The organism is Halomonas sp., from assembly GCF_029263665.1.
Classification (GTDB): Bacteria; Pseudomonadota; Gammaproteobacteria; order Pseudomonadales; family Halomonadaceae; genus Halomonas.
Genome location: NZ_JAJUFQ010000003.1, coordinates 288752 through 314068, shown reverse-complemented (window position 1 = coordinate 314068; position 25317 = coordinate 288752). Strand labels below are relative to the sequence as shown.

At 56.5% G+C, this 25317-nt stretch carries 24 protein-coding genes; 14 read left to right on the top strand and 10 right to left on the bottom strand.

What is annotated here, in order from left to right; genetic code table 11:
- Window positions 1–441 precede the first annotated feature (441 nt).
- On the top strand, window positions 442–702 hold the full coding sequence (locus tag Q1K07_RS04725) for a DUF333 domain-containing protein (protein WP_300308572.1): 261 nt from the start codon (window positions 442–444) through the stop codon (window positions 700–702).
- Between the two features lie 64 nt (window positions 703–766).
- On the opposite strand, the gene Q1K07_RS04720 is transcribed toward Q1K07_RS04725, so the two are convergent.
- Window positions 767–2473, bottom strand: a complete 1707-nt coding sequence (locus tag Q1K07_RS04720) for a potassium/proton antiporter (protein ID WP_300308569.1) — start codon at window positions 2471–2473, stop codon at window positions 767–769.
- A 314-nt stretch (window positions 2474–2787) separates the two neighbouring features.
- Between Q1K07_RS04720 and Q1K07_RS04715 the strand changes: the two genes are divergently transcribed.
- Window positions 2788–3888, top strand: coding sequence for an ABC transporter substrate-binding protein (locus tag Q1K07_RS04715; protein ID WP_300308565.1), 1101 nt, complete (start codon window positions 2788–2790; stop codon window positions 3886–3888).
- Window positions 3889–4065: 177 nt separating this feature from the next.
- On the opposite strand, the gene Q1K07_RS04710 is transcribed toward Q1K07_RS04715, so the two are convergent.
- Entirely contained in the window at window positions 4066–4833 is a 768-nt protein-coding gene (locus Q1K07_RS04710) for an alpha/beta fold hydrolase (protein WP_300308562.1), read from the bottom strand.
- Window positions 4834–4864: 31 nt separating this feature from the next.
- Complete coding sequence (locus Q1K07_RS04705) at window positions 4865–5554, bottom strand: 7-cyano-7-deazaguanine/7-aminomethyl-7-deazaguanine transporter (protein ID WP_300308559.1); 690 nt, start codon at window positions 5552–5554, stop codon at window positions 4865–4867.
- Window positions 5555–6024: 470 nt separating this feature from the next.
- Here Q1K07_RS04705 and Q1K07_RS04700 point away from each other — a divergent pair, with 470 nt between their 5' ends.
- Window positions 6025–6354, top strand: coding sequence for a metalloregulator ArsR/SmtB family transcription factor (locus Q1K07_RS04700; protein ID WP_300308556.1), 330 nt, complete (start codon window positions 6025–6027; stop codon window positions 6352–6354).
- A gap of 173 nt (window positions 6355–6527) precedes the next feature.
- Here Q1K07_RS04700 and sohB read toward each other — a convergent pair whose 3' ends face one another.
- Complete coding sequence (gene sohB, locus Q1K07_RS04695; protein ID WP_300308553.1) at window positions 6528–7559, bottom strand: protease SohB; 1032 nt, start codon at window positions 7557–7559, stop codon at window positions 6528–6530.
- Window positions 7560–7727: 168 nt separating this feature from the next.
- On the opposite strand from sohB, the gene Q1K07_RS04690 reads away from it, so the two are divergent.
- Window positions 7728–8030, top strand: coding sequence for an SCP2 sterol-binding domain-containing protein (locus Q1K07_RS04690; protein ID WP_300308550.1), 303 nt, complete (start codon window positions 7728–7730; stop codon window positions 8028–8030).
- 79 nt (window positions 8031–8109) lie between these two features.
- Here Q1K07_RS04690 and nudC read toward each other — a convergent pair whose 3' ends face one another.
- The 4 genes from nudC to Q1K07_RS04670 all read right to left on the bottom strand — a co-directional run bounded on the left by nudC (window position 8110) and on the right by Q1K07_RS04670 (window position 11128).
- Window positions 8110–8883: an NAD(+) diphosphatase gene (gene nudC / locus Q1K07_RS04685; RefSeq protein ID WP_300308547.1), complete on the bottom strand. Its 774-nt coding sequence runs from the start codon at window positions 8881–8883 to the stop codon at window positions 8110–8112.
- Window positions 8883–9665, bottom strand: coding sequence for a DNA polymerase III subunit epsilon (dnaQ, locus tag Q1K07_RS04680; protein WP_300308544.1), 783 nt, complete (start codon window positions 9663–9665; stop codon window positions 8883–8885). Before dnaQ ends, nudC begins: the two co-directional genes overlap by 1 nt.
- 77 nt (window positions 9666–9742) lie before the next feature.
- Entirely contained in the window at window positions 9743–10207 is a 465-nt protein-coding gene (rnhA, locus tag Q1K07_RS04675) for a ribonuclease HI (protein ID WP_300308541.1), read from the bottom strand.
- Between the two features lie 72 nt (window positions 10208–10279).
- A complete protein-coding gene (locus tag Q1K07_RS04670; RefSeq protein ID WP_300308538.1) occupies window positions 10280–11128 on the bottom strand; it encodes a class I SAM-dependent methyltransferase in 849 nt (282 codons plus the stop codon).
- 155 nt (window positions 11129–11283) lie between these two features.
- Between Q1K07_RS04670 and gloB the strand changes: the two genes are divergently transcribed.
- The 8 genes from gloB (at window position 11284) to Q1K07_RS04630 (ending at window position 21583) form a co-directional block, all read left to right on the top strand.
- Window positions 11284–12051, top strand: a complete 768-nt coding sequence (gene gloB, locus Q1K07_RS04665; RefSeq protein ID WP_300308536.1) for a hydroxyacylglutathione hydrolase — start codon at window positions 11284–11286, stop codon at window positions 12049–12051.
- 91 nt (window positions 12052–12142) lie between these two features.
- Entirely contained in the window at window positions 12143–13360 is a 1218-nt protein-coding gene (locus Q1K07_RS04660; protein WP_300308533.1) for a transglycosylase SLT domain-containing protein, read from the top strand.
- Window positions 13361–13485: 125 nt separating this feature from the next.
- Complete coding sequence (locus tag Q1K07_RS04655; protein WP_300308663.1) at window positions 13486–15279, top strand: extracellular solute-binding protein; 1794 nt, start codon at window positions 13486–13488, stop codon at window positions 15277–15279.
- A 35-nt stretch (window positions 15280–15314) separates the two neighbouring features.
- Entirely contained in the window at window positions 15315–16394 is a 1080-nt protein-coding gene (locus Q1K07_RS04650; protein ID WP_300308531.1) for a microcin C ABC transporter permease YejB, read from the top strand.
- Between the two features lie 2 nt (window positions 16395–16396).
- Window positions 16397–17566 carry an ABC transporter permease gene (locus Q1K07_RS04645; RefSeq protein WP_300308528.1) on the top strand — a complete coding sequence of 390 codons (1170 nt, stop codon included), beginning with the start codon at window positions 16397–16399 and terminating at the stop codon, window positions 17564–17566.
- Window positions 17556–19151, top strand: a complete 1596-nt coding sequence (locus Q1K07_RS04640) for a dipeptide ABC transporter ATP-binding protein (RefSeq protein ID WP_300308526.1) — start codon at window positions 17556–17558, stop codon at window positions 19149–19151. Before Q1K07_RS04645 ends, Q1K07_RS04640 begins: the two co-directional genes overlap by 11 nt.
- Before the next feature lie 203 nt (window positions 19152–19354).
- Complete coding sequence (locus tag Q1K07_RS04635) at window positions 19355–20926, top strand: hypothetical protein (RefSeq protein ID WP_300308523.1); 1572 nt, start codon at window positions 19355–19357, stop codon at window positions 20924–20926.
- 30 nt (window positions 20927–20956) lie between these two features.
- A complete protein-coding gene (locus tag Q1K07_RS04630) occupies window positions 20957–21583 on the top strand; it encodes a GGDEF domain-containing protein (RefSeq protein WP_300308520.1) in 627 nt (208 codons plus the stop codon).
- A gap of 5 nt (window positions 21584–21588) precedes the next feature.
- Here the strand turns inward: Q1K07_RS04630 and Q1K07_RS04625 are convergent, their stop codons facing one another.
- A complete protein-coding gene (locus Q1K07_RS04625; protein ID WP_300308517.1) occupies window positions 21589–22290 on the bottom strand; it encodes a pseudouridine synthase in 702 nt (233 codons plus the stop codon).
- Entirely contained in the window at window positions 22290–23105 is an 816-nt protein-coding gene (locus Q1K07_RS04620; protein ID WP_300308661.1) for an amidohydrolase, read from the bottom strand. Before Q1K07_RS04620 ends, Q1K07_RS04625 begins: the two co-directional genes overlap by 1 nt.
- A gap of 184 nt (window positions 23106–23289) precedes the next feature.
- Between Q1K07_RS04620 and rarD the strand changes: the two genes are divergently transcribed.
- Entirely contained in the window at window positions 23290–24183 is an 894-nt protein-coding gene (gene rarD / locus Q1K07_RS04615) for an EamA family transporter RarD (protein WP_300308514.1), read from the top strand.
- Between the two features lie 9 nt (window positions 24184–24192).
- Window positions 24193–25275 carry an FAD-dependent oxidoreductase gene (locus tag Q1K07_RS04610; protein WP_300308511.1) on the top strand — a complete coding sequence of 361 codons (1083 nt, stop codon included), beginning with the start codon at window positions 24193–24195 and terminating at the stop codon, window positions 25273–25275.
- Window positions 25276–25317 lie beyond the last annotated feature (42 nt).

Here is a 25317-nt window from a genome sequence, read left to right as displayed (position 1 = left end):
CTGGCTTTCGCATTGCAACATCGACCCAGATCCACCAGTCGACAATACTATGCTGGTGGTAAATGCGCGATCGCGCAATACCCCACGTCAATTCTCCACAATGAATGACAAACCTCTCACCTCGATGGCATACAGCATGGCAAGGTAGAAGAAACCAAAAAAATATCTTTTTGGCTGCAGGTCAACCAAGCACGCTTTCTAAACATGAGAGATTGAGTGAATGAGCGGCAGACTTGAAACAACCGTCATATGACATACCTCATGACGATCTGGCACGACATCAACATCGGCGACACGGTCAGGATATCTTTACATTCAATCGGGCATGCCCGGCCTTCAAATGAGCGAATGTCTTTGGCTCTACTCTTAACGTTCGCTACTCTTGTTACCCCCGGGATTTCCCGGATAGGCAGCCGTATCTCACTGTAGAGAGGAAAGTTCATGAAGAAATGGATGACAGCAATGGCATGCTCACTGACATTGGCAGGATGCACCACTCAGAACCCACCACAACCAGGCAGCCAGAAAAGCATTGGCATGCCCAACCCTGCCTCGGTGCACTGCCTGGAAAAGGGCGGCACCCTCGAGCGCCGGCAGACAGCAGCCGGAGAGAGCAGTGATTGCCGCCTGCCAGATGGAACGCTGGTAGACACATGGAAACTCTATCGTCGCGACACCAGCCCCCAGCAGCCCTCACAGTAAGCTAGATTCTTGCCCCTGACACTTCAGCTTACTGTGTTACATATTCAGGCTTGCGCCGACAACCTCAATAAAGACGCAAGCCTACCTTGGTGATGTGGTTGCCTTCCATTTCGTTGACCACCCAATGAATGCCATGCCAGTCGACATCGTCTCCTACCACAGGATGCCCACCAACGCGCAATGCCATGAAGTCTCCCAGGCTGAGAGCAGCTTCTCCCGGGCTCAAGGTCAGGCCATAAGCATCCGCGACATCCCCCATCCGGGCTTCCGCATCTAGAGTGAAGGTACCAAAAAAGGCCCTCTGGTGTTTCAGCTTCGCCTCACCATTGAAAAGTCGGTTTAACGCAGGTAGATCATCATCACGCCCAATGACGCAGATGACATCCCCCTGGCTCAAGCGCGTACTTCCCTTGGGATGAAGCATCACGTGCTCCCTGAACAATGCCGAGATCAACGCCCCGGAGGGGAACCGCAACAAGCGGATAGGCACATCTTCGAGATCCGAATTTTCGACTCTGTACACGAACATCTCAAAATCGTTCTCGGGGAGAACCCCCAAGGGGCCGCGATGATTCGGTGTCACGCGATCAGGAACCATCACCTTGAGCCGCTTGGCCACCCAAGGCAAAGACCCTCCCTGGATCAACAACGACAGCAACACCACGGCAAAGGCTACATTGAAATACAGCGCGGAATGCTCAACTCCACCGATGACAGGGAAAATGGCCAGCACGATAGGCACCGCTCCCCGGAGCCCGACCCAGGAGATAAAGACCACTTCCCTCCAGCGGAAATGAAAGAAAGGCTTCAATGTCAGAACGACCGCCAATGGACGGGCAATGAAGATCAACGCAAGAGCGACAATGGAGGCCGGTAGAATCACATCCAGCAACGCCGAGGGAGTCACCAGCAGCCCCAGCACCAGGAACAGACCGATCTGACTCAACCAGGCAAGGCCATCATGTACAGGAAGAATGAAATTGAGATGCCGCCCCTGGCGGTTGCCGATCATCAGTCCTGTCAGGTAGATCGCCAGGAAGCCACTGCCCCCCAGAGCCGCTGTCAGGCCAAATACACAGAAACCCAGCGCCAGGGCCAATAAGGAATACAGCCCTGGAGCCAGATCAAGATAACTCAGCAGCCGGGCACTCAACCAACCTGCTCCCAAGCCAATGATCACGGCCAGGGCAAACTGCTGAACGAAGAACCACAGCATGTCCAGAGGACCACCGAGATCCCCCACCAGTGCCTCGATAAGCACCAGGGTAAGGAAAATCGCCATAGGGTCATTGGTACCGGACTCGATCTCCAGCGTGGCCCCTACCCGTTCATTGAGATTCAAGCCACTACCGCTGAGCATGGAAAATACTGCAGCGGCATCTGTCGAGCCGACAATAGCTCCAACCAGCAGGCCTTGCATCAGGGTAAGGTCGAATACCCACATGGCCAACACACCGACAATGCCGCTGGTAATAAAAACGCCGATGGTGGCAAGGCCGAGAGCTGGGCGTAAACCCACGCGGAAAGTTTTCAGACGAGTACGCAAGCCACCATCAAGCAGAATCATGGCCAAGGCCAGGTGGCCAATCACGAAGGCCAGAGAGTAATCATCAAAGGCAATGCCCAGAAGCCCTTCTTCCCCGGCCAGCATGCCAAGGCCAAGGAACAGCAACAGTAGCGGTACTCCGGCCATTGCCGAGAGGCGACTGGCCAATACGCTCAAGGCGATCAAGGTGCCGCAGAAAAGAAAAAGGGTGTTGATCGAATCCATGGGCACTCCTTGCTAAGACTGTGAGCATTATCACATGTCGGTTTCCACTGCGCGATGGCAAGCTGCGGGTTCTTGATGCTGGCAGGCAAGCACCGCCCTTGGCTAAACTAGCGCCCTCGTAACGATTTTATTGCCACGTGACTGCTCATTGTGACTTGCCACGTGATTAACTACGACACGGCTCACGACTGCATGGTTCACAACAACACAGTTCGCAACAACACACAGTTCGCAGCCATGCAGTCCATAACTATACAGTCACAACTACGTGCTTCATCACTGAGTGGCCACGTGTGACTTCTGGGAGATCTGTCATGCCGTTGACTCGCCTCCGGCGACCTTGGCAATACGCTGCCTTGCTCATGGCATTCATTATCGGAGTGGTTCTCTTCGGCTACCTGAACAAGGGGTCTGCCGCCACTGAGGTATCTGCTACCCAACTTTCCCAACATGCTGAATCATTTCAAGTACAGGCTCTCGAGCCTCCACCGGCTACCACCAAAGCCCCGCCGGGGGCGATTGCTCTGCCACCCGAGACACCTGTCGATATTGTTCTGGACTGGTTTCCAGGCCCGCAACATGCTGCCCTGATTGTCGCCGAAGGCCTTGGCCTGTTTCGCCAGCGCGGCCTGACGGTGCAACTAAGCACCCCGGCAGATCCTGATGTCCCACCCAAACTAGTGGCAGCATCCCGCGCGACCCTGGCAATTACCGATCAGCCGACATTGCACCGCCTGGTCGATGAGGGCAAACCATTGGTGCGTGTAGCCACTCTGGTTGAGCTTCCCATGGCTGCGCTGATTGCACGCAAGAGCACGGGAATCAACTCTTCCCTGTCATTGATCGACCATCGCGTCGGTTATTCCCGGCAAACCAGCTATAGCGTCTTGATGCGGGCGATCCTGCAGAAGGAAGGACTGAACTTGTCCCATGTAGAAGCACGCGACGTTCATTTCGGCGTCATCCCTGAGATGACGGAGAAACGCATCGACGCGGTGATAGACGGACAGCGGTTCGGTCTGCCCCGGCAATTGGCCGATCTTGGTGTCGCCACACAGGTCATTCCCGTCGAGCGCCTCGGCATCCCCATACACGATGGCTTGATTCTGGTCGCCAATCGCAACCACTATGCTGTGCAGCGCGATGCCATTCGACGCCTGGTCAGCGCTTTGGGAGAGGCCGATCGCTGGATTCTCGACCACCCGAACCAAGCCTGGGACATGCTGGTCGAAAGAGAACCCTCAATCAATACTGCCGCCAATGCCGAAGCCTGGCCGCATATCCGCAGCCGGCTCAGCCTCAGCCCTGGAGCTGTCGACATGGCGCGTTATCGGCGCATGGAGCGCTTTCTCTGGGAGCAGGACATCATTGGCACCCAGACTCCCCTGGACCAGCTGGCCGTTGATCCAGGTTAAGTTCGCCTCACGCCTCTTACATTACAACCAGTGATATGTAATGTACTCATGAGCCACAGAATGTTTTAGTCATCGGCGTCATTGGCATAACCGACATGAAGCAGGGGCCTCTGTTCCTATGGAACAGAGGCCCCTGTGGAACTGCGGGCGCGCTCTGGTGACGACCCCAGTCATTGCTCAGTTGAGGAATTCTTCAACAACTCCCTGGAATTCCTCGGCTCTTTCCGTATGCAGCCAATGCCCGGCCTCAAGTGTCACGATGCGGGCCTCAGGCAAAACCTCACGCACAGCCGGCATATGCGCTTCACTGACGTAATCGGAACGGCTGCCGCGAATGACCACAGTAGGGAGATGTACCGCCCCCTCTCCTGCCGGGACTTGCATGATGTCGGGATATCCACATTCAATCTCGTCCATTCCCACACGCAGGCGTAATACACCGCCTTCGTCGCGCTTGAGATTGGTTGCCAGGAACATTCGCGTGGGCTTGTCGTGAACGTACTCAGCCATGAGCTCGTCCGCCACACGGCGGTCTTCTGGCTGTCCTTCCTCAACTCGGCGCAATGCAGCAAATACACTATCGTGATGGTGTCCGTACGCCACCGGCGCAATATCCGCCACCATCAGCGAAGCCACGCGCTCAGGTCGACGTCGCGCCACACTCATCACGACCTTGCCGCCCATGGAGTGCCCCAGCAGATGGGCCTGCTCAACCTGGCAGGTATCCAGTACTGCTTCAACATCTGCCGCCATGTCGTCATAACTCATACCTTCGACATGCGGTGAACGGCCATGATTACGTAGATCAAGAGCGATCACTCGATGACGCTGGGAAAAATACTTGATGTGAGAGCGCCAGTTATCGGCACTACCGAGCAGCCCATGCACGATGACCAGCGGAATACCTTCTCCTCCGGTATCGGTGTAATACAGCGCAACAGACATCTTGGCTCCTTCTATGGCAAGGGGCGATTATTCATGGCAACTCAGGAGCGTTACCGCTCTGCCTGCTGTGCCCACGCTCTTCTGTCAGCAACATCAGGCGTCGACTGAACCAGCGCAGCAAAATGCCATAGAGCGGCAGGAAGAACAGCAGGCTGATGACCAGCTTGATGGCGTAATCGACACTAGCAATTTCCGGCCAATGCTGTGCCATGAAAGGGTCCGGGCCATTATGAAAAGCAATGGCAAAGAACGCCAGCGTATCAGCCAGATTGCCAAATACCGTAGATAGCGCAGGTGCCACCCACCACAAGGACAGCCGACGCAAGCGGTCGAATACTTGAACATCCAACAATTGGCCAAGCAGGTATGCCATGAAGCTCGCCAGGGCAATACGGGCGACGAACAGATTCCACTCACCCAGTGCTGGCAAGCCTGCATAACCTCCCTGGGGGAAGACGACAGAAACCACATAAGATACCAGCAACGCCGGAAACATCACCCGAAGGACAATCGCCCTGGCCGGACCTTTACCGAAGAACCGAACGGTCAGGTCAGTGGCCAGGAAAATGAACGGAAAGCTGAAAGCCCCCCAGGTGGTATGCAATCCAAAAATGGTAAAAGGCAACTGAACCAGGTAGTTGCTGGCGGCAATAACAGCGATGTGGAAACTGATCATCAGCGTCAGCAGACGACGCCGTTGCAACGAAGAGAGGGCAAACATGGAGCACCTTTTTGGCCAGGGGTGAGGGAACCCTGATAAATGACTGGACTAGAGACGGCTCGCAGTATACGCGAGCTGGGTAACCTGTTCCATCTTGTCGGTTTCGACTTCATGCTCCTGAGCCTGAAACCACCTCACCGTCCTCTCCACCAACCCCTAAACAAGCAACAGCCGGCGGCTTTTCCCGGATCGTCTATAAACAAGCGTTTAAGGCGCGTTTACCGTAGCAATGGGCTATGATGTTGGAAATACTGAAGCACATCTAGGATGTCTGTATTGGCGTTGCATTGATGTGGCACGTCAATCACATCGCTCACAGCATGAACGGCCCCATGAACATGCTGTGAAGTACAAAACAATAACGTGCCAGATAATACGTGTTGAGCAGTACTGCACAGGCACAAGAATAATGGGATGACAATCATGCCGCCTGACGATCGCCTCAAGTCTCATTGGAGGAGGGACTGCCGATGAATAGCCCGCAGCGCGTGGCAGGTCGTTTGCTGGAAGGCGGAGACGCCGTTGTGGACAAAGCCAGCAATTTGCTGAAAGCCATCGCCAATGACAATCGCCTGCGAATTCTCTGCTTGCTGGAAGGCACAGAGCTATCCGTCACTGAACTCAACCAGAAACTGAATCTGAGCCAATCCGCTCTGTCCCAGCACTTGGCGATCCTGCGCCGTGAAAGCCTGGTCGCCACCAGACGCTGCTCTCAGACGATCTATTATTCGCTCAATGGAGAAAGTGCAAGCCTGGTGATTGCGGCCATTGTGAAGCTCAACGCCGCCAATGACACCTGATGGCAACTCTCAACAAGACCCAACAAAACACCCTGCAACAACGCTTGACAACAGGTCTCTAGAGCACTGGGGCCAATAACGAAGATGCACTCACAATGGAGAAGGCCGACTTATGCTGCAATCGCATGCATGCGCCAGCCTTCTCGCATTTTTCTCTACCAGTTTGCCAAGGTTCAGCGGCGTTCCCAGCGCGAAGCTTCCAGGCGCTCTTCAACGCGTTCCCATACCTGTTCGACCAGATGGGAAATACCGAACCCAAAGCGGGCTCCCAGGCCACGCTTTGGCTCAAGACGCACGGATAGCACGCGTCCCTGCTCTGCTGCTTCCATCAGATAGGCTTCGCTGGTACCCACCACATCAGCAAGTCCCATGTCGACCGCCTCCTGGCCATACCATATCTCACCCGTTGCAACGGCCTCGATATCGACGGCGGGGCGGCGCTCAGCCACATAACCTTTGAACTTTTCGTGAGTTGCCTCCAGGTCCTCCTGGAATTTTTCTCGGCCTTCTTCGGTATTTTCCCCCAGTACTGTCAGGGTCCGCTTGAAGCGCCCTGCGGTATGCAGCTCCACATCGACATCGTGCCGCTTGAGCAGACGATGCAGGTTAGGCACTTGTGCTACCACGCCAATCGAGCCGATGACAGAAAATGGCGCTACGCGAATCTGATCAGCGTTGCAGGCCATCAGATAACCACCGCTGGCAGCCACCTTGTCGACACACACGGTCAGACGAACACCTGCCTGGCGTAACCGGTCAAGCTCGGCAGCGGCCTGACCATAGGCATGCACGAGGCCGCCGGGAGACTCAAGCCTCAACACCACTTCATCCCCTTCCTTCACCACCAGCAGCAGTGCCGAAACCTCCTGCGCCAGACGCTCGACACCCGAGGCCTTGATATTACCGTGAAAGTCCAGAACCCAATGAGTTACCTTGCCTTCTTCGGACTTGGCATCGGCCTTCTTTGTGTCGCGCTTGAAGCGCTTGAGCAGCGCACGCCGAGCTTTTGCCCCATGCAAGGCCAGCGATAAACGTTGCTTGCGCTGTTCCAGGAGGCGTCCTAGATCCATGATGCGCAAGCGATCTCCCACGGAGACATCACCCCGACGACTACGCCCAATCAATAGTGCAACGACAGCTACCACGGCGCCGACAGCAACCAGCTGAACCAGGAAGGTCCCCATATCAGCCAACCATTGCCCCATACTCCTTCTCCTTGCGTTGCGATATCTGTGATCTGTCCATTCAACTTGCCTGTAGACTCAGATACCAGAGAAATAACATCCAGGCTTGATTAAAACACTTGTTTGAAATAGGCTCCCAAGAGCCCTAACACACCACATCCTGGCTTGACTGCTGACTCAGGAGGCACAATGTCACAAACTCTCGATACCCTGCGCGACCGCTTCGATCCCGAGGCCGCAAAAGGCCTCAGCGAAGTGTTCCAGTTCCATTTCAGCGATACCGACGATTATTACGTCAGCATCCAGGATGGCGATCTCGACATCCAGCAGGGTGAACATGACGATCCTTCCGTCAGTCTGTCGATGAGCACCGAGACCTTGAAAGGTCTCATGAGCGGTGATGTCAATGGCATGACAGCGTTCATGACCGGCAAGATCAAGGCCACCGGCAATATCATGCTGGCAACAAAACTGAACCAGCTATTTCCCTGAGCCTCCGCCGACCTGGCTTCAGCTGTACCAAGCCCGAACCCCACCCAGAAAGTGGGGTTCGTCTTGTCTGGCCCTGCATTCAACGACCGTCACGTACCTCTGCCAGATGCAGTTCGATCAACTCTCGAGAAATCGAATAGGGAGGCGGCAATTGTGGCAGGCGACGCGGCGAGAACCAGGCAGCATCCTCGATCTCATGACCATCAATACAGATCCGCCGGCTGGCCGCTTCCACCAGATACCCCAGCATCAATGAATGAGGAAAAGGCCAGGCCTGGCTGCGCACATAACGCATCCGCCCTATGGTCAGGCCAACTTCTTCGTAGACCTCTCGATGCAAGGCCTGTTCAGCAGACTCTCCCGGCTCGATGAAGCCTGCCAGGGTCGAGTATCTGCCAGGGGGAAACCTCGGACTCCGCGCCAGCAAAAGATCTTCCCCATGAGTGACCAGCGTGATGATGCATGGGGAAATGCGAGGGTAGTTGCGATGACCACAGCTATCACAATGCATGGCAAATTCGGTATCCACCCTTCGGGTCGAGGCACCACAACGCCCGCAGAAGCGATGGTTGCGTGACCACTCGGCCACCTGCAGCACCGTGGATATCAGGGGAAACCAGGACTCTGGCAACTCTGCCAGCCATGCACGGCCATCCGGCCAGTCATCATCAGGCTGATTTTCGATCAGCAGGCCTACCGGTTCATCATGCCACCAGCAGAGAGGCTGAACCTCAGCCCCCCAGAAACTCTCTTCCATGAGAGGAGTACGATTCACGCCAGGAGCAATACGCCCCTGGGAAAAGCGAATAATACGTCCTCTTGTCTCACCCAACGGTAGTTCGCGACGCAGCATTACTCGACGTCCTGATTGGCAGCACTGACTCCAAGCCCACCGAAGTGCTCTGGCAGGCTATCCCACAGGCATTCCCCGGCCTGCTTCCTGACGCCTTCAAGCTTGGCCAGGTGCGCCGCGAGCTCTCCATCATCAGGGCGTACCACTTTCAGCCGTCCTGACGGCAACGACAAGCGACGCACCGAGAACTCTCCAGGAGTCGTTGCCTTCTGCTGCTCGTCATCTCCTGCATCCAGGGTCAAGGCAGTCTGGCCACCCGTCATGGCCATGTAGACATCAGCAAGGATCTCGGCATCGAGCAAGGCGCCGTGCAATACACGATGCCCATTGTCGATGTCGTAGCGCTTGCATAGTGCATCCAGACTGTTGCGCTGGCCAGGATGCATCTGGCGTGCCATCACCAGCGTATCGAGGACACGACAATGCTCACGCACAGGGCCAAGATCGAGCTCGGGCCGCACGGCCTTGAGCAGATTGAACTCATGGTCGATGAAGCCGACATCGAAGGGAGCGTTATGTATCACCAGCTCCGCACCGCGAATAAAATCCCAGAATTCCTGGGCGACCTCGGCAAAAACCGGTTCGTTGGCAACACGTTCATTGGTGATGCCATGGACTTCTATCGCTTCAGCATCAATTTCCCGCTCTGGATTGATGTACTGGTGATAGGTGTTTCCGGTGAAGCGGCGGTTAATCACCTCTACAGCCCCGATCTCGATCAGGCGGTGTCCATCACGGGTCTCGATACCTGTCGTTTCGGTATCCAGTACAATCTGACGCATCTCGGACTCTTTCCTAACGTTAGGCTCCCCAAGGAACCACTGATTTATCCAGTTTTTTCCGTAGACACAGAGAGATGTCAGGCGCCTTCAAGCAATTCATCGATGGCTTCATTGGCCAAACGATCGGCGGTCTCATTCCCTGGGTTACCACTATGTCCCTTGATCCAGTGCCATTCGATCTCATGGCGCTCGGTCTGTTCAAGTAACTGTTGCCACAGATCGGCATTCTTGACCGGCTGCCTGGAAGCTGTTTTCCAGCCCTTCTTGATCCAACCGTGAATCCACTCTGTGATTCCTTTACGCAGATACTGTGAGTCTGTCCACAGCATCACCTTGCAGGGGCGCTTCAGCTCCTTCAAGGCCATGATCGCTGCAGTCAGCTCCATTCGATTGTTGGTGGTCGATGCTTCACTCCCCTTGAGCGTCTTTTCATGCTCGCCACTACGCAGTAAAGCGCCCCAACCACCGGGCCCGGGGTTACCTCGGCAGCCGCCGTCGGTATAGATGATGACGCTAGGAAGTGAAGATGAAGCCTGTGTCAAAAGGGCCGCCTTGAAGTCCGAATATCAGAGTGAATTGCCCGGTCGGTTCGCTGGCCACCTGGTCATGGATCGCTACTTGCAACAACGACAGCCCACATCCTCATTGGCAGCCTCATGTGCAACAGATGCAGTGCTGCCCTGGTTCGCACGGGCAGCGGCATCTCTTGAGCGGGAATCCAGCCCCACCCCGCCCAGCCGTGTCGCCCCGACAACTGCACCGAAAAGGGGTCTCTGGGGTTGGTGACGAGCCAACCGGGAACGGCTACGGGCCTGGATGATGTAGCTATCTCCCATGGGCAAGTTGTGGCGTCGCCCCAAGGTTTCCAGTAATGCATTACGCGGTGTCATACCGGGCAAATGAAAGCCGCAATAGTCTAACCGCTCGATCTCGAACTCCACAAATGCCAGCCAGTCACGCAACCTGCCTGGCCGCCGCCAGCTCCCCTGGCCCGGCAAGCGTTGCTTGTGCCCAGGCAAGCAGCGCGCCATGCCTGCTGGCGAAAGCGGCGACCACGACACAATGATCAGGCGCCCCCCCGGTGCCGTCACCCGGGCCGCCTCCTGTAACACATGGTGAGGCTCAGGCATCACCTCAAGCACATGATGCAGCACCACCAGGTCAAGACAGCCGTTGGGCAAGGGCAAGGCATCAGGGTGGCACACCAACGTGGAGGAACTTTCCGCACACTCGCGGGTCGGAGACCATCGAATCAAGTGGGGAATGGTGGACATATCCACGATGGGCGCGCCCAGGGACATCTCCAGGCCATGCACGCCAGCCCAACGCTCCGTCATGGGACCGAGACACGCTCGTTCAGCCCGACGGATCGCCCGACCACCCTCGGAGGCCCAGAACTGGCGACCCATGGAGATCAGTTCCGCCAGGTCAATCGGTGTTGGCGCATTTGACATGATAGCCATCTACCCCCCACAGTGTCGGATTTTGCATAGCATATTACGTCAACCTAGCGAACCGTTTTTATTGAACAATCCGTGATCGAATAACCAGCGAGAGCCAGAGCCCCCGACAGGGGCCACTCAATCTGAGCCGCTCGCATCAAGGAATGCATCAACCCATGTTAAGCGTGACACCGATCCCTGCCTTTAGCGACAACTATATCTGGCTGCTGCGCCAGGACTCGAGTCAAGAGGTATGCGTAGTGGATCCTGGTGATGCGGCAGCAGTCATCGAGGTGCTCGAACGCGAGGAACTTACCCTGGGCTGTGTGCTTATCACCCACCACCACCACGACCATACCGGTGGGTTGGCCGAACTGATAAAACGTTATTCACCACGTGTCATTGGCCCCGACAATCCCAGTATTGCAGGCATTCAGGAACGTGTCGCCGACGGCGATGAGTTTCGTGTCATGGGTCGCCGTTTTGAAGTCATTGCCGTACCGGGACATACCCTGGATCACCTGGCCTTCTTCACCTCCGGAATCCCCGCCTTGCTGTTCTGCGGTGACACCATGTTCAGTGCTGGCTGCGGGCGGCTGTTCGAAGGAACGCCAGAGCAGATGAATGCCTCTCTGGAACGGCTCAACGAGATGCCTGCCGATACCCTGGTATTTGCCGCACACGAATACACGCTTGCCAATCTCGCCTTCGCACAAGCCGCTGACCCAGACAATCAGGACGTGGTCAAGGCTCTCCAGGAATGTGAGCGTGCACGCGAGCTTGACCGCCCGACATTGCCCTCGACATTGGAACGCGAGCGACGCATCAATCCTTTTTTACGTTGTGATGATGCGGGTGTCAGGAAAGCTGCCTCGGCTCATGGGTCAACCGATAGCAAGGACGCCACTTTTGCCACGTTGCGCGCCTGGAAGGACAGTTTTTGAAGACCTTCCCACGAATGCGCCTGCGTCCCCAATATCCATTACTCAGTCAAGGCCGATTTGCTCATGGCAGCGGCCAGGAGACCCCTTACGCATGACGTTTTACACTGCACGACGACGACTGTTTGGTGCCGCCAGCAGCCTGGCCCTGATAGGTTCCTTGACGCTGGGAGCCCTGGCCAGTAGCTATGCATCCACTCAGACCACAAGTGGACAGCTTGGGTTGACCAACCTTACACCACCTGCATCAATCGCCGACAGTGCGTCATCGCAGCTCACCCGCCGCTTCTGGGATGAACTGCAGCTTGAATCACAGGATGCCTGGACCAAGCTGCGTGACGATTTTCAGTGGCAGAATGAAGCCATGAATGCGCGGGTGCAGGAATGGATCGAATATTACCGTTCCAAGCCTGAAAACATTGTTGAAATTACAGAACGTGCCCGCCCTTGGATTGCCTGGATCACACAACAGGTCGAGGCACGTGGCCTGCCTGGTGAAATCGCCCTGATTCCCTTTGTGGAAAGCTCCTTCGACCCCAAGGCACGTAGCCACTTCGGTGCAGCCGGCCTGTGGCAGATCATGCCAAGAACGGGCGATGCGCTTGGCCTGCAGCGCAATTCTGCCTGGGATGGGCGAGTGGATGTCGTCAAGTCCACGAAAGCCGCTCTTGATTACATCGAAATGCAGGCTGATGAATGGTACGACGGCGACCTGATGTTGTCCTTGGCGGCCTATAATGCAGGTGCCGGCAACGTCAATCGTGCACGTCGTTCCGCCCAGTCTCGTGGCTTGGGAGGTAGCTACTGGGATCTGCGCTTGCCCAAGGAAACCATGGCGTATGTTCCCAAGCTGCTGGCCATCTCCCAAATCATCAATGACCCAGAGCATTATGGTATCGCCTTGCCAGAGATCGATGGCAATGCCGCCTTCGCCAAGATCGCTCTGACCAACCCCATCAGCCTGGCACAGGCCGCTACCATGGCCGGCGTCTCCACTAGCGAGTTGGCAGAACTCAACCCAGGGCTCAAATCGAGCACCATTGATCCGAGTCATAGCCAGCAACTTCTGGTGCCAGCTGACAAGGCTGCTACGCTTCGAGAAGGACTCGCGTCACTCTCCTCTGGCCGTGAGGCCATCAACATTGCGGCCAACACCAGCCAAACAGGCATGCACGTCGTACAGCATGGCGATACTCTGTCCAAGATTGCTCTGAAGCATGACCTATCGATGACCGATCTCGCTCGCTGGAACGGCATCTCCAATCCAGAGGCTTTACAACCAGGACAGCAACTGACACTTTCCGGTAGTTGACAGCAGACGTTCAGCGAAGATCATCTGGCGACTATCTTCCTGAACGTCGACGAATCACCTGCTTAAAAGGATGTGGCTGCATGCGATTCACGGTGACTGGTGTTTGCCTGAGTGCAGGTATCGGTATGCTGGGCCTGATGAGTTCCTGGCCTGCCCTGCTCCAGGCGGCTGAACCAGCTGAAGTTCCAACGGTTCACGCCCTTGCGCTCTACGGTGATCCGGCACTTCCTGCCGATTACGATCACCTGCCCTACGTCAATCCGGAAGCACCCAAGGGCGGCAGCATGATCAGCGCTGCCCAGGGTAGCTTCGATTCGACCAACCCTTTCATCGTACGAGGCACCCCCGCAGCTGGGTCGATGCAAATCTACGATACATTGCTTGAATCAAGTGCCGATGAGCCGTTCACCATGTATGGCCTGCTGGCTGAAGGTATCCGCCTCGACCCCCAACGCCGCTGGGTGGAATTCGACTTGCGTCCGGAGGCCCGCTTCAATGATGGCGAGCCAGTCACTGCCGAAGATGTCGTGTTCTCCTTCGAGACTCTGGTCACCAAAGGCGCTCCCTTCTATCGGGCCTATTATCACGATGTCACCAAGGCCGTCGCCGTTGACGAAGACACCGTGCACTTCGACCTGGGAGATACCAAATCCCGTGAACTGCCACTGATCCTGGGCCAGATGCAGATATTGCCCAAGCATTTCTGGGAAGGCCGCAATTTCGAGGCGGTTACCCGCGATGCCCTGCTGGGTTCTGGCCCTTATCGGATTGCCCAGGTCGATCCTGGCAAGCGTATCGTCTATCAGCGCGTCGAGAACTATTGGGGCAAGGATCTTCCCCTCAATCGTGGGCGTCACAACATCGATCGCCAGATCTACGATTATTACCGTGACCAGACGGTTGCCCTGGAGGCCTTCAAGGCCGGCAATATCGATATCCGGGTAGAAACCAGTGCTTCCAACTGGGCCACCGCCTACGACTTCCCAGCCATGGAGCAGGGGCTGGTCAAGAAGCTGATGATTCCAGACGGCCAGCCAGCGGGCATGCAGGCCTATGTGATGAACCTGCGACGCAACAAGTTTCAGGACGTGCGGGTACGCGAGGCCATCAACCTGGCTTTCGACTTCCCCTGGCTCAACAAGAATCTGTTCTACGACGCCTACACCAGCACCGACAGCTACTTCGAGAATTCAGAAATGGAGGCCACCGGCCTGCCTTCACCGGAGGAACTGGCCCTGCTCGAGCCTTGGCGCGAAAAGTTGCCTTCACAGGTGTTCGATGAAGCGCTGCCCATTGCCGAACCCGAAGGGCTGCGTAAACGCCTGGCCAAGGCGCTGGAGCTACTGCAGCAAGCTGGCTACACGTTCAAGGACGGCACCATGGTCAATGCCGATAGTGGCAGCCCCTTGAACATCGAGATCCTGCTCTACAACGCGCAATTCGAACGCGTCGCTCAACCCTTGCTGCGCAATCTGGCTCGCCTCGGGATCAAGGGCAATCTGCGCATCGTCGACGTCAACCAGTATCTCAACCGGCTGCGAAGCTTTGATTTCGACATGGTCGTCGGGGGCTTTCCCCAATCACTCAATCCGGGCAACGAACAACGTGAATACTGGGGCAGTGAATATGCAGACAGACCCCAGAGCCGCAATCTAATCGGCTTGCAGGACCCTGTCATTGACGCTTTGGTGGATGCCATCAATGCCGCCGATACACGGGAAAGCCTGGATACGGCGGCCCAAGCCCTGGATCGCGTGCTGCGTTGGGGGTTCTATGTGGTTCCCATGTACCACCTTCCTGCCACTCGTGTCGCTATCTGGGACAAGTTTGACTGGCCAGAACCTTTCCCGCAGTACAATCTGGACCTGAGTGTCTGGTGGGTCGACCCTGACAAAGCCAAGGCCATCAATAACCGTTGATCATTGCCGCTATCAGCAACGCATAAGGATACCATGTGGCCGCCTATATCCTGCGCCGCCTGCTGCTGATGATTCCCACACTGCTGGGGATCATGCTGCTCAATTTCGTCATCGTCCAGGCCGCTCCCGGCGGCCCCATCGACCAGATATTGGCGCGTTATGAAGGGCTTTCGGTTGACGCCAGCACTCGTCTCCAAAGCGGCGCTGACACGGTTGCCGGCTCCGCCGGAGAAACCTCGCGTGGAAGCCGAGGCATACCGGAAGAGTACATCAAGCACCTGGAAGTGCAGTTCGGGTTCGACAAACCGGCCTACGAACGTTTCTTCGATATGGTGGTGAACTACGCCACCTTTGACTTCGGGGAAAGTTTCTTCCGCGGCGAAAAGGTCACCACCCTGATGCTGGAACGCCTTCCAGTGTCGATATCCCTGGGGCTATGGACAACCTTGCTGGTCTACCTGATATCCATCCCCCTGGGCATTCGCAAGGCATTGCGACACGGCAGCCCTTTTGATGTGTGGACGTCGGGGCTGGTCATTGGCGGTTATGCCATTCCCGGCTTTCTCTTCGCCATTCTGCTGATCGTGCTGTTTGCCGGGGGCAGCTATTGGCAGGTCTTCCCTCTGCGCGGACTGACCTCGCCAGACTTTGCCGACCTGTCGGCATGGGGCAAGGTGAAGGACTATCTATGGCATATCGTGCTGCCCGTTACGGCTTCCACCATTGGCAGCTTCGCTACCTTGACCATGCTGACCAAGAACAGCTTTCTCGACGAGATTCATCGCCAATACGTGCTCACTGCCCGTGCCAAGGGCGCAAGTGAGCAACGCATTCTCTATGCTCACGTGTTCCGCAATGCGATGTTGCTCATCATCGCCGGGCTGCCCTCAGCGCTTGTCGGCATCTTCTTTACTGGCTCATTGCTGATCGAGGTGATCTTCTCCCTCAATGGCCTTGGCCTGCTCGGCTTCGAAGCCGTCATGCAGCGGGACTACCCCGTGATCTTCGGCACCCTCTATCTCTACACTCTGATCGGACTGGTGTTGAAGCTGATCTCGGATCTGACCTATGTATGGGTTGATCCCCGCATTGATTTTGCATCGAGGGAGTCCTGAGCATGGCGATATTTTCACGAAGCTCGGATTCCGGGCTGCCCACACGCTCAAGGCTGTTCACACGCTCAAGGCTGTCACCCATTACCCGCCGACGCATGAATGTCTTTCGCCAACAGCGCCGAGCCTGGTGGTCATTGTGGTTGTTCGCCATTCTGTTCGCCATCAGCCTGGGGGCTGAGCTGGTCGCCAACGACAAGCCGCTGGTCATCCATTACCAGCAACAATGGTATTTCCCTCTGCTGCAGGAATACTCTGATACCGAGTTTGGCGGCTTCCTGCCTACACCGGCGGATTATCGCGATGACTTCACCCGTGAAGCCATTGAAGAGCATGGCTGGGCACTATGGCCGTTGATACCCTTCTCCTATGACACGCTGGACATGCACCTGGATCATCCCGCGCCTTCACCACCCGACGGCACTCATTGGCTGGGTACCGATGATCAAGGTCGCGATGTACTTGCCCGTGTCATCTATGGCTTCCGTATTTCCATGATCTTTGCCTTGGCACTGACAGCAGGCTCACTGATCCTTGGCGTCATGGCTGGCGGTGTCCAGGGATACTTTGGTGGCAAGATCGATCTCATCGGCCAGCGCTTCATCGAGATATGGTCCGGGCTACCGGTCCTGTTCCTGCTGATCATTCTCGCCAGCCTGGTACAGCCCAATATCTGGTGGCTGCTCGGCATCATGTTGCTGTTTTCCTGGCTTGGTCTGGTGGACATCGTGCGTGCCGAATTCCTGCGCGCGCGCAATCTGGAATATGTGCGCGCCGCCAAGGCCATGGGCCTGCCATCCAGGCTGATCATGTGGCGCCATGTGCTACCGAATGCCATGGTGGCCACACTGACATTCGTCCCCTTTCTGTTCACCGGCGCCATCACCACACTGACTGCCCTGGACTTTCTTGGCTTCGGATTGCCGCCTGGTTCTCCTTCTCTTGGGGAACTGGTCGCCCAGGGAAAGAACAATCTTCAGGCTCCCTGGCTGGGGATCACTGCCTTTGCCACCTTGGGAGTCATGCTGTCCTTGCTGGTATTCATTGGTGAAGGGATACGAGACGCTTTCGATCCTCGCCATGTGCATCAGGACCCAACCCAGATACCTCCAGACTCAACAGCATCAGACCATGCACAGCAAATTGCCAAAGGAGGTGATAGCCATGTCCGCTGAGCCCTTGCTCACCCTTGATCAGCTATCCATCTCTTTCGACGATCAGCTCGTGGTGAAGGACATGTCTCTGAGCGTGGACCGAGGCGAGACCTTGGCATTGGTGGGAGAATCCGGTTCTGGCAAGTCAGTATCCGCTCTGGGCGCCCTCAACCTGCTGCCAGCCAACGCCAGGGTAACAGGCACCAGGCGTCTGGGAGATACCGATCTCTCCATGCTGAAACCGCGTCAATGGCAGGCACTTCTGGGCAACCGCATCGGTTTTGTGTTTCAAGAGCCGATGACATCACTCAACCCCCTGCATACCATTGGCCGCCAATTGGGTGAAACCTTGCGCCTACACCAGGGATTGCATGGCAAGGCAGCCCGTCACCGCTGTCAGGAGCTGCTTGAGCAGGTCCGACTGCCCCGTCCTCAAGAGCTGTTGGATGCCTGGCCTCATCAGCTTTCCGGTGGGCAGCGCCAACGCGTCATGATTGCCATGGCGATCGCCAACCAGCCAGAACTGCTGGTCGCTGATGAGCCAACCACGGCATTGGATGTCACGGTGCAGCAGGAAATCCTGGCACTACTCAGGGAGCTTCAAGACCATCATGGCATGGGAATACTGTTCATCACCCATGACCTCAATCTGGTACGTCGTCATGCCGACCGCGTGTGCGTTCTGCAGCACGGCATCGTGCAAGAGTCAGGTCCGGTGGCCGATGTCTTCCACTCACCCCAGAGCGCGTACACCAAAGAGTTGCTCGGCGCAGAGCCCGGAGGCCGTCCCTCCGCCATCAAGGGCTCGGCACCGTTGCTGATAGCCAAGTCCCTTGGCGTACAATTCCAGCGCCCTAAGCGCCTGTTCCAACGTCGACCTCCGGCCTTCGAAGCCCTGTCCCCCATCGACCTTAGTGTGGCTCCCGGCGAAACGCTCGGTATTGTCGGTGAATCCGGGTCAGGCAAGACCACGCTGGCACTCGCGCTACTGCGCCTGATAACCAGCAAAGGAGAAATCAACTTCGATGGCACTCGCCTCGATCAGCTCAGAGGTAACCTCTTGCGGCAACAGCGACGTCAATTGCAGGTGGTGTTTCAGGACCCATATGGCTCCCTGTCGCCTCGCATGCCGGTTGCTGACATCATCAGTGAAGGACTGCGTTTTCATCAGCCTGAGTTGCATGAAGCAGAGATCGGCCGACGCGTCCGTGACACTCTGCATGAAGTGGGCTTGCCCGAAGATGTCAGCCAGCGCTATCCCCATGAATTTTCCGGGGGCCAGCGTCAACGCATCGCCATCGCCCGAGCCATCATTCTTGAACCACGTCTGATCGTTCTTGACGAACCGACCTCAGCCCTGGATCGCACCATCCAGAAGCAGCTGGTCATTCTACTGCGTGAACTACAGCGCCGCCGTGGTCTCAGTTACCTGTTCATCAGCCATGACTTGGCGGTGATACGTGCCATGGCCCATCGTGTCGTGGTCCTGAAAGACGGCAAGGTGATCGAACAAGGCGACTGCGACAAGGTGCTTTCTACACCACAGAGTGCCTACACCAGGGCCCTGATTGCTGCCTCCAGCCTGGCGAAGGAAATTGCTGTCTAGTGGGCCCCTTTGATCGCAGCAGTTTCTTGGGGCATCTTCTCTGATATCTCATCGACTCCGGCAACTGCCTGCAGAATGCAGGCAAGAAGATGTCTCACTGACAAGCCAACTTGCAAACACATCGGCAAATAGAGAAGGCAAGCCACTCCTCGGAACCATCATCTTCTATACTGGCGGAGAATTTCTTCGCGCCGGTATCCATCATGACCCGCAAGCGCCATCGGCTTGGGTTACCAGCAATACTGTGGCTGACCCTTGGGATCTGGTATTTCCCTCAGGCGGCCCTGGCCACTGAAACGTCCCTCCGCAACGGTTGGGAATATCGCTGGGGAGACTCGCCTCAGGATGCCAACGGGCATTTCCTGTGGGCCGCTGAGCCGGCTGGCACATCTGGTTGGCTACCCATGTCCGGTACTGCCAACCCTCCGCAACGGCACGGTAACGAGACGCTATGGATGCGACACCAGCTACCTGCCGGGAAATGGCACCGCCCTGTCCTGTTCGTCTCCAGCATCGACCTGATCGGCGAAGCCTATATCGACAGCCAGAAAGTGTTTCAGTACGGCTCTCTGGACGCAAACGGTCAAGTGCAGTTTGCTGGCTGGAGCTGGCATGCTATCCCACTGTTCGATGTAACAGGAGCCGACGCCTTAGGAACCAAGATTCTCTATTTGCGGATCCACTCCGATTACTCGGATATCGGACTGTGGGGGAAAGTCGCCATCATGGATGAAAGTGCTGTGCTGCCCATGATGCTATCCACTTCCTGGGAAGGATTGATTGTCGCCACTTTCTGCTTGATTGTCGGTTCTCTCGCTAGCTTGCTGGTCGTGACGCCTCCTCGACAATGGCGTTTGGGTAGTGTCGGCTTCTTTTCCTTGGCAATCGGCATCATGTTGCTGGCCGAGAACGACACGCGCAAACTGTTGCTGGATATTCCTTTACTATGGAACTATCTGGCTGCCGCCACCTATTTTTCACTCCCCATCGCCATGGGCTTGATCCTGGAGCATTGGTTTCCTCAAGTTCGCACCCGTTTCTTGCGCCTCATCTGGCTGGCCCTGCTGACCTATCTCATCATCTCTCTCAGCATGTCATTGACGGGAATGATTTCCTTGGCCTCGACCTTTCCCACGTTTGATGTTCTGCTGCTGATTTCAACTCTCCTGATGGCCTTGCTGGTACTGCGCCAACGTCATACTTTCAGCATTCACCAGCACCTGGTGCTAGCAAGCTATGCTGCCTTCGTCTTCATCCTGGTCCTGGACATGGCGGTCGCCCATAGCATCATTGGCTGGTTCGAGGTGCCCGTCCATTTTGGGGCCCTGGCCTTCACCCTCTCCATGGTCATCATCTCCCTACGCCATTACACCCAGACTCAGCGCGAACTTAACCACCTCAACCGTTTTCTGGAAAGTGAAGTCGCCGAACGCACTAGCGAGCTGAAAAGTCATGTGAAGCGAGAGCACCAGCGTGCATCACTCATCACCCTGGAACACAGCAAGAGCCAGGCACTCGCCGACCTGATCGATGACTTGCAAGGAACCGCTGTCCTGGAGCATGCATTGGAAATGATCATGGACGCTCTACCTGACCTGACAAGCCCTCTACGCGGGGCATTCTATCGACAGAGTGCTGATGAGCCGCTGCTGAGCCTCACACATCATTGGCCCAAGGATTATCAGGTCCCAGCCACCCTCCCATCATTTCCATTGAGCGGCACTGACAATCGACCTCCATCCTGGCTGTTTCCAGTGGATATTCCGCGCCCCTAACAGGATGCCCTACGCCTCGGCGTCCTGCTATTGGAGCCAAACACTCGTCTGCCTCAAGATTCCGAGTATCATGAACGGGTTCGACGTATTGTCGAAACCGGCATCACCCGAGTAACGCTGGTGTTATCCAGCATTGCCCTTCAGGAAAAGCTCGCCGCGCTGTCCTATCGTGATGGCCTGACAGGCCTTCTCAACCGGCGGTACTTCGAGGAACTGATGCTGCATGAGGCGTCGACGGCATTGCGAAACCAGACGCCCTTGAGCCTCGCGATCGTGGATATTGACCATTTCAAACAGTTCAATGATCGTTTTGGCCACTCTGCGGGTGATGCCGTGCTATGTGGTGTCGCACAGCTTCTGGCAGCAAGTTTTCGCGACAATGATGTGGTATGTCGACTGGGCGGTGAGGAGTTCGTCGTCCTATTGCCACATGCTCAAGCCAACGATGCACACAGGCGCATCGATCAGATGACGCAAGTACTGGCGAATGCCAACTTCGAGCATGCTCACCAGCCACTGGGCACGGTATCGCTATCCTGTGGCATTGCCAGCTTTCCCAGCAACACTTCTGACCCCTATACCCTGCTGGAAATCGCTGACAATGCCTTGTACCGTGCCAAGCAATCCGGTCGCGCTCGCATCACCATGGCGGAATGATTCCGTCAGAACAGAGCCACTTCCTCTTCGGTCAGTTCTCGCCACTCGCCCGGTGCCAGCTGCGGATCCAGCTTGAGCTCACCAATGGATTCCCGGTGCAATGCCTCTACATGGTTGCCAATGGCGGCAAACATGCGACGCACCTGGTGGTAGCGACCTTCGTGTACCGTCAGCAGGACTTCCTGGGCAGAAAGGCAGACGAGTTCAGCAGGGCGCGTCGGTGTGTCTTCGCCTTCCAGCAACACGCCGTTGGCAAAGGCCTCTACAGCATCCAGCGCAGCCTGACCTTCCAGCGGATGTGCAAGCTGAGCGCGATAGACCTTGGCACAACGATGACGCGGCGATGTCACCCGGTGGGACCACTGGCCATCGTCACTGAGCAGCAACAGGCCGGTGGTGCCCACATCCAGGCGTCCCACCGGCTGCAAACGTTCAGCCTTGGGAAGATCGATGAGATCCATCGCACGCGGATACAAGCCTCTGCGTGCGGTACATTCCACATTCAAGGGTTTGTGCAGCATCACATAACGCAGCCCGACCAGGGCAAGGGGCTCGCCCATCCAGGCAACCGTGTCGTCTTCACTGATGTGGCGAGCCGGGCGTTTCTCGGCTTCACCGTTGACCTGAACTTCTCCGTTGGATAATGCTCTCTTGGCCAGGCTGCGTGTCAGATCCGTGGTTTCCGCCAGAAAGCGATCAAGACGCATCAGTAACCTACTCCGCAACTGAGTGAAAAGTGATCAGCATCACGCCAGGCGGGAAACTTGTCGCGAAACTGACGCAGCTCCTCGCCATCCAGCACAGCTGTCTGAATAAAGGGCTGGCCTTCCGGCTGGTCGACAAGCACCACTCCCTTGGCATCGACCAGCATGGAGTCCCCGGCATAATCGAGCCCGTTGGCATCCTGGCCGACACGATTGACGCCGATAACTGCACACAGGTTCTCGATTGCCCTGGCTTGCAACAGCGTACGCCAGGGATGCCGCCTGGGAGCAGGCCAATTGGCCACGCACAAGATGGCGTCATACTCGAAATGCTCTCCGGCGGCGGGCTGCTGGCGCAGCCATACCGGAAAGCGCAGGTCATAGCAGACACTCAACAGGATTCTGAAGCCATTGAGCTCGACGATGACACGCTGCTCTCCCATGGCATAACGCTCATGCTCACCGGCCATGCGAAACAGGTGGCGTTTGTCATACCAGATCAGTTCTCCATCTGGTCGTGCCCACACCAGGCGGTTGAAGTAGTCACCCTGCTCCTGAATTGCCACACTGCCCGTCACGACACAGCCACGTTGCATGGCCTGACGCTTGAGCCAGTCCACCGCCAGACTGCTTTCCATGGGCTCGGCCATTTCCCGGGAATTCATGGTAAAACCCGTGGCGAACATTTCCGGTAGTACGATCAGGTCAGTATCGGCAAAGCTCAGGTCAGCCAGCTTGTCTTCAAGCTGACGGCAATTGGCGGCAGGGTCTTCCCAGCGCAGGTCACACTGCACCAGGGTAGTTCGCAACTGAGACATCGTTTGCAACTGAGACATGGATAGGCTCGTCTGATGGTGTATGAAGCCAGTACTCTGCTTACTCGTTACTAGGTTACCGTACCCTGGCCCTGGACGCTGCCATCAGCATCATTGACTGAAGCACATGTTTACTTAGGCACCTACTGATTATGTTACCTTATGCTTTTCGCATGGGGGAAAAGGAATGACACAGCGCTTGGCATCGCGTCAGGGAGTCATGTATGGCTTGCTGGCCTACGGCATGTGGGGATGCTTTCCATTGTTCTTCGCGATGTTCGATGGTGTGCCAGCACTGGAAATCCTGCTTCATCGAATTCTCTGGTCATGCCTTTTTCTCATCCTGGTGATCAGTGTGCTCCGACGCTGGCATCACGTCATGGCTGCATTTGCACACCCCTCCGGGCTATGGCGTGTCCTTGGTTGCGCCATCCTGATCGGCGTGAACTGGGGCTTGTACATCTACGCTGTCGAAACCCGTCATGTCCTGCAGGCCAGTCTGGGGTACTTCATGACGCCTCTGGTCAATGTCGCACTTGGCATGCTGGTACTGAAAGAACGCATCAACCGCTTCCAACTTATTGCCATTGCTCTTGCCGGCACTGCCATCCTGCTACAGTTGATTCAACTCGGCCACTTGCCCTGGATCAGCCTGGCACTGGCCATTTCCTTTGGCGTCTACGGGCTACTGCGTAAGCAGGTCAAGCTCGATGGATTATCCGGGCTCTTCGTCGAAACCCTGCTGTTGCTTCCCCTGGCCGGAATAGGATTGGTGTGGTTGAGCCATCAGGAGCTGTCTCACTTCTTCTCCGGAACCCACACCAGCATGCTGTTGATCGCCAGTGGCATCATTACCGCTGTGCCACTACTGGCCTTCGCCGGTGCAGCCCGACGCCTGCCCCTGGGAACCCTGGGCTTCCTCATGTACATCAACCCCACGCTGCAGTTCCTGATTGCCATCTGGGTATTCGGCGAACCTCTGCAGATGGAACAGCTCACCACTTTCGCGCTGATCTGGGTGAGCCTTGCTCTCTATAGTCTTTCCTCCTGGAAGCGCCCCTCCAGAGCGGCCTCAGCGTAAGGAGCACAGGTGACTCTCCCTCATATTGTGCTGGTCGGGGCAGGACATGCCCACTTGCACCTGCTGGACCAGGCAGAGAAATTGCGCAATACCAGGCTCACTCTGGTGGAGCCAGGTGCCTTCTGGTATTCAGGTCTGGCCAGCTCCATGCTGGCTGACGAGGTGTCTCCGGGGGATGATCGCCTGGACCCTGCGAGTCTTTGTCGACGGCAGGGCGTCACCCTGCTGCGCCAACGCATGGTGGTGCTTGATGATCCCGCACAGACCATCACGCTCGGCAATGGGCAGAAGCTGCGTTATGACCTCTTGAGCCTCAACCTTGGCTCTGCCTCAGCCAGCTTGCCTCAAACGGGTGAAGGGCCAGAACTGTGGCCAGTCAAGCCGATTCCCCAACTGCTCAGGCTCAAGCGCCGCATCACTTGCCAGCTCAACCAGGGGCAGTCTCTCTCGGTGGAGGTGGTGGGAGCGGGTGCCAGTGGCGTGGAAATTGCCTGCGCCTTGCGAACACTGGGCAAGCGCCTAGGGGTCAACAAGCGTCACCTGACCATCCGCCTCATCCACCAAGCAGCCGAAACTTCCGAGGGATTAATGCCAGATATTCCCCGAAGTGCGCAGAGCTGGTTGGCGGAACGCCTGGCTCGACGAGACATTGAGATAACCGGAATATGTAGCAGCGAGCAGCATGTCGACCATCGCGTTCTTGCCACAGGGCTCAGGCCCTCTGCAACTACTCTCGACATTGGCTTGCCAGTGAGAGACCGTGGCCTTCGTATCCATGCCGACCTGACGGTCATTGATCATCCTCGCATTTTCGCCACTGGCGACTGCGCAGCAATGGAAGGTCATGCATTGCCGCGCCTTGGTGTTTACGGTGTACGCCAGGGGCCGATCCTGCTCCATAACCTGCTCGCCAATCTGCAGGGTTCATCACTACGCCACTATCAGCCGCAGCCACGGGCGCTGTCGATTCTCAACCTGGGAGGCGGCGAAGGACTCGCCCTCTATGGCCACTGGTGGTGGGGCGGGCGACTCGCCAGCCGGCTCAAGCGCCACCTTGACCGACGTTTTCTCGATCACTTGCGCTGCACTTAGCCCAAATGAACATTGGTGGCATGACAGGTTTCACAGGGCGAA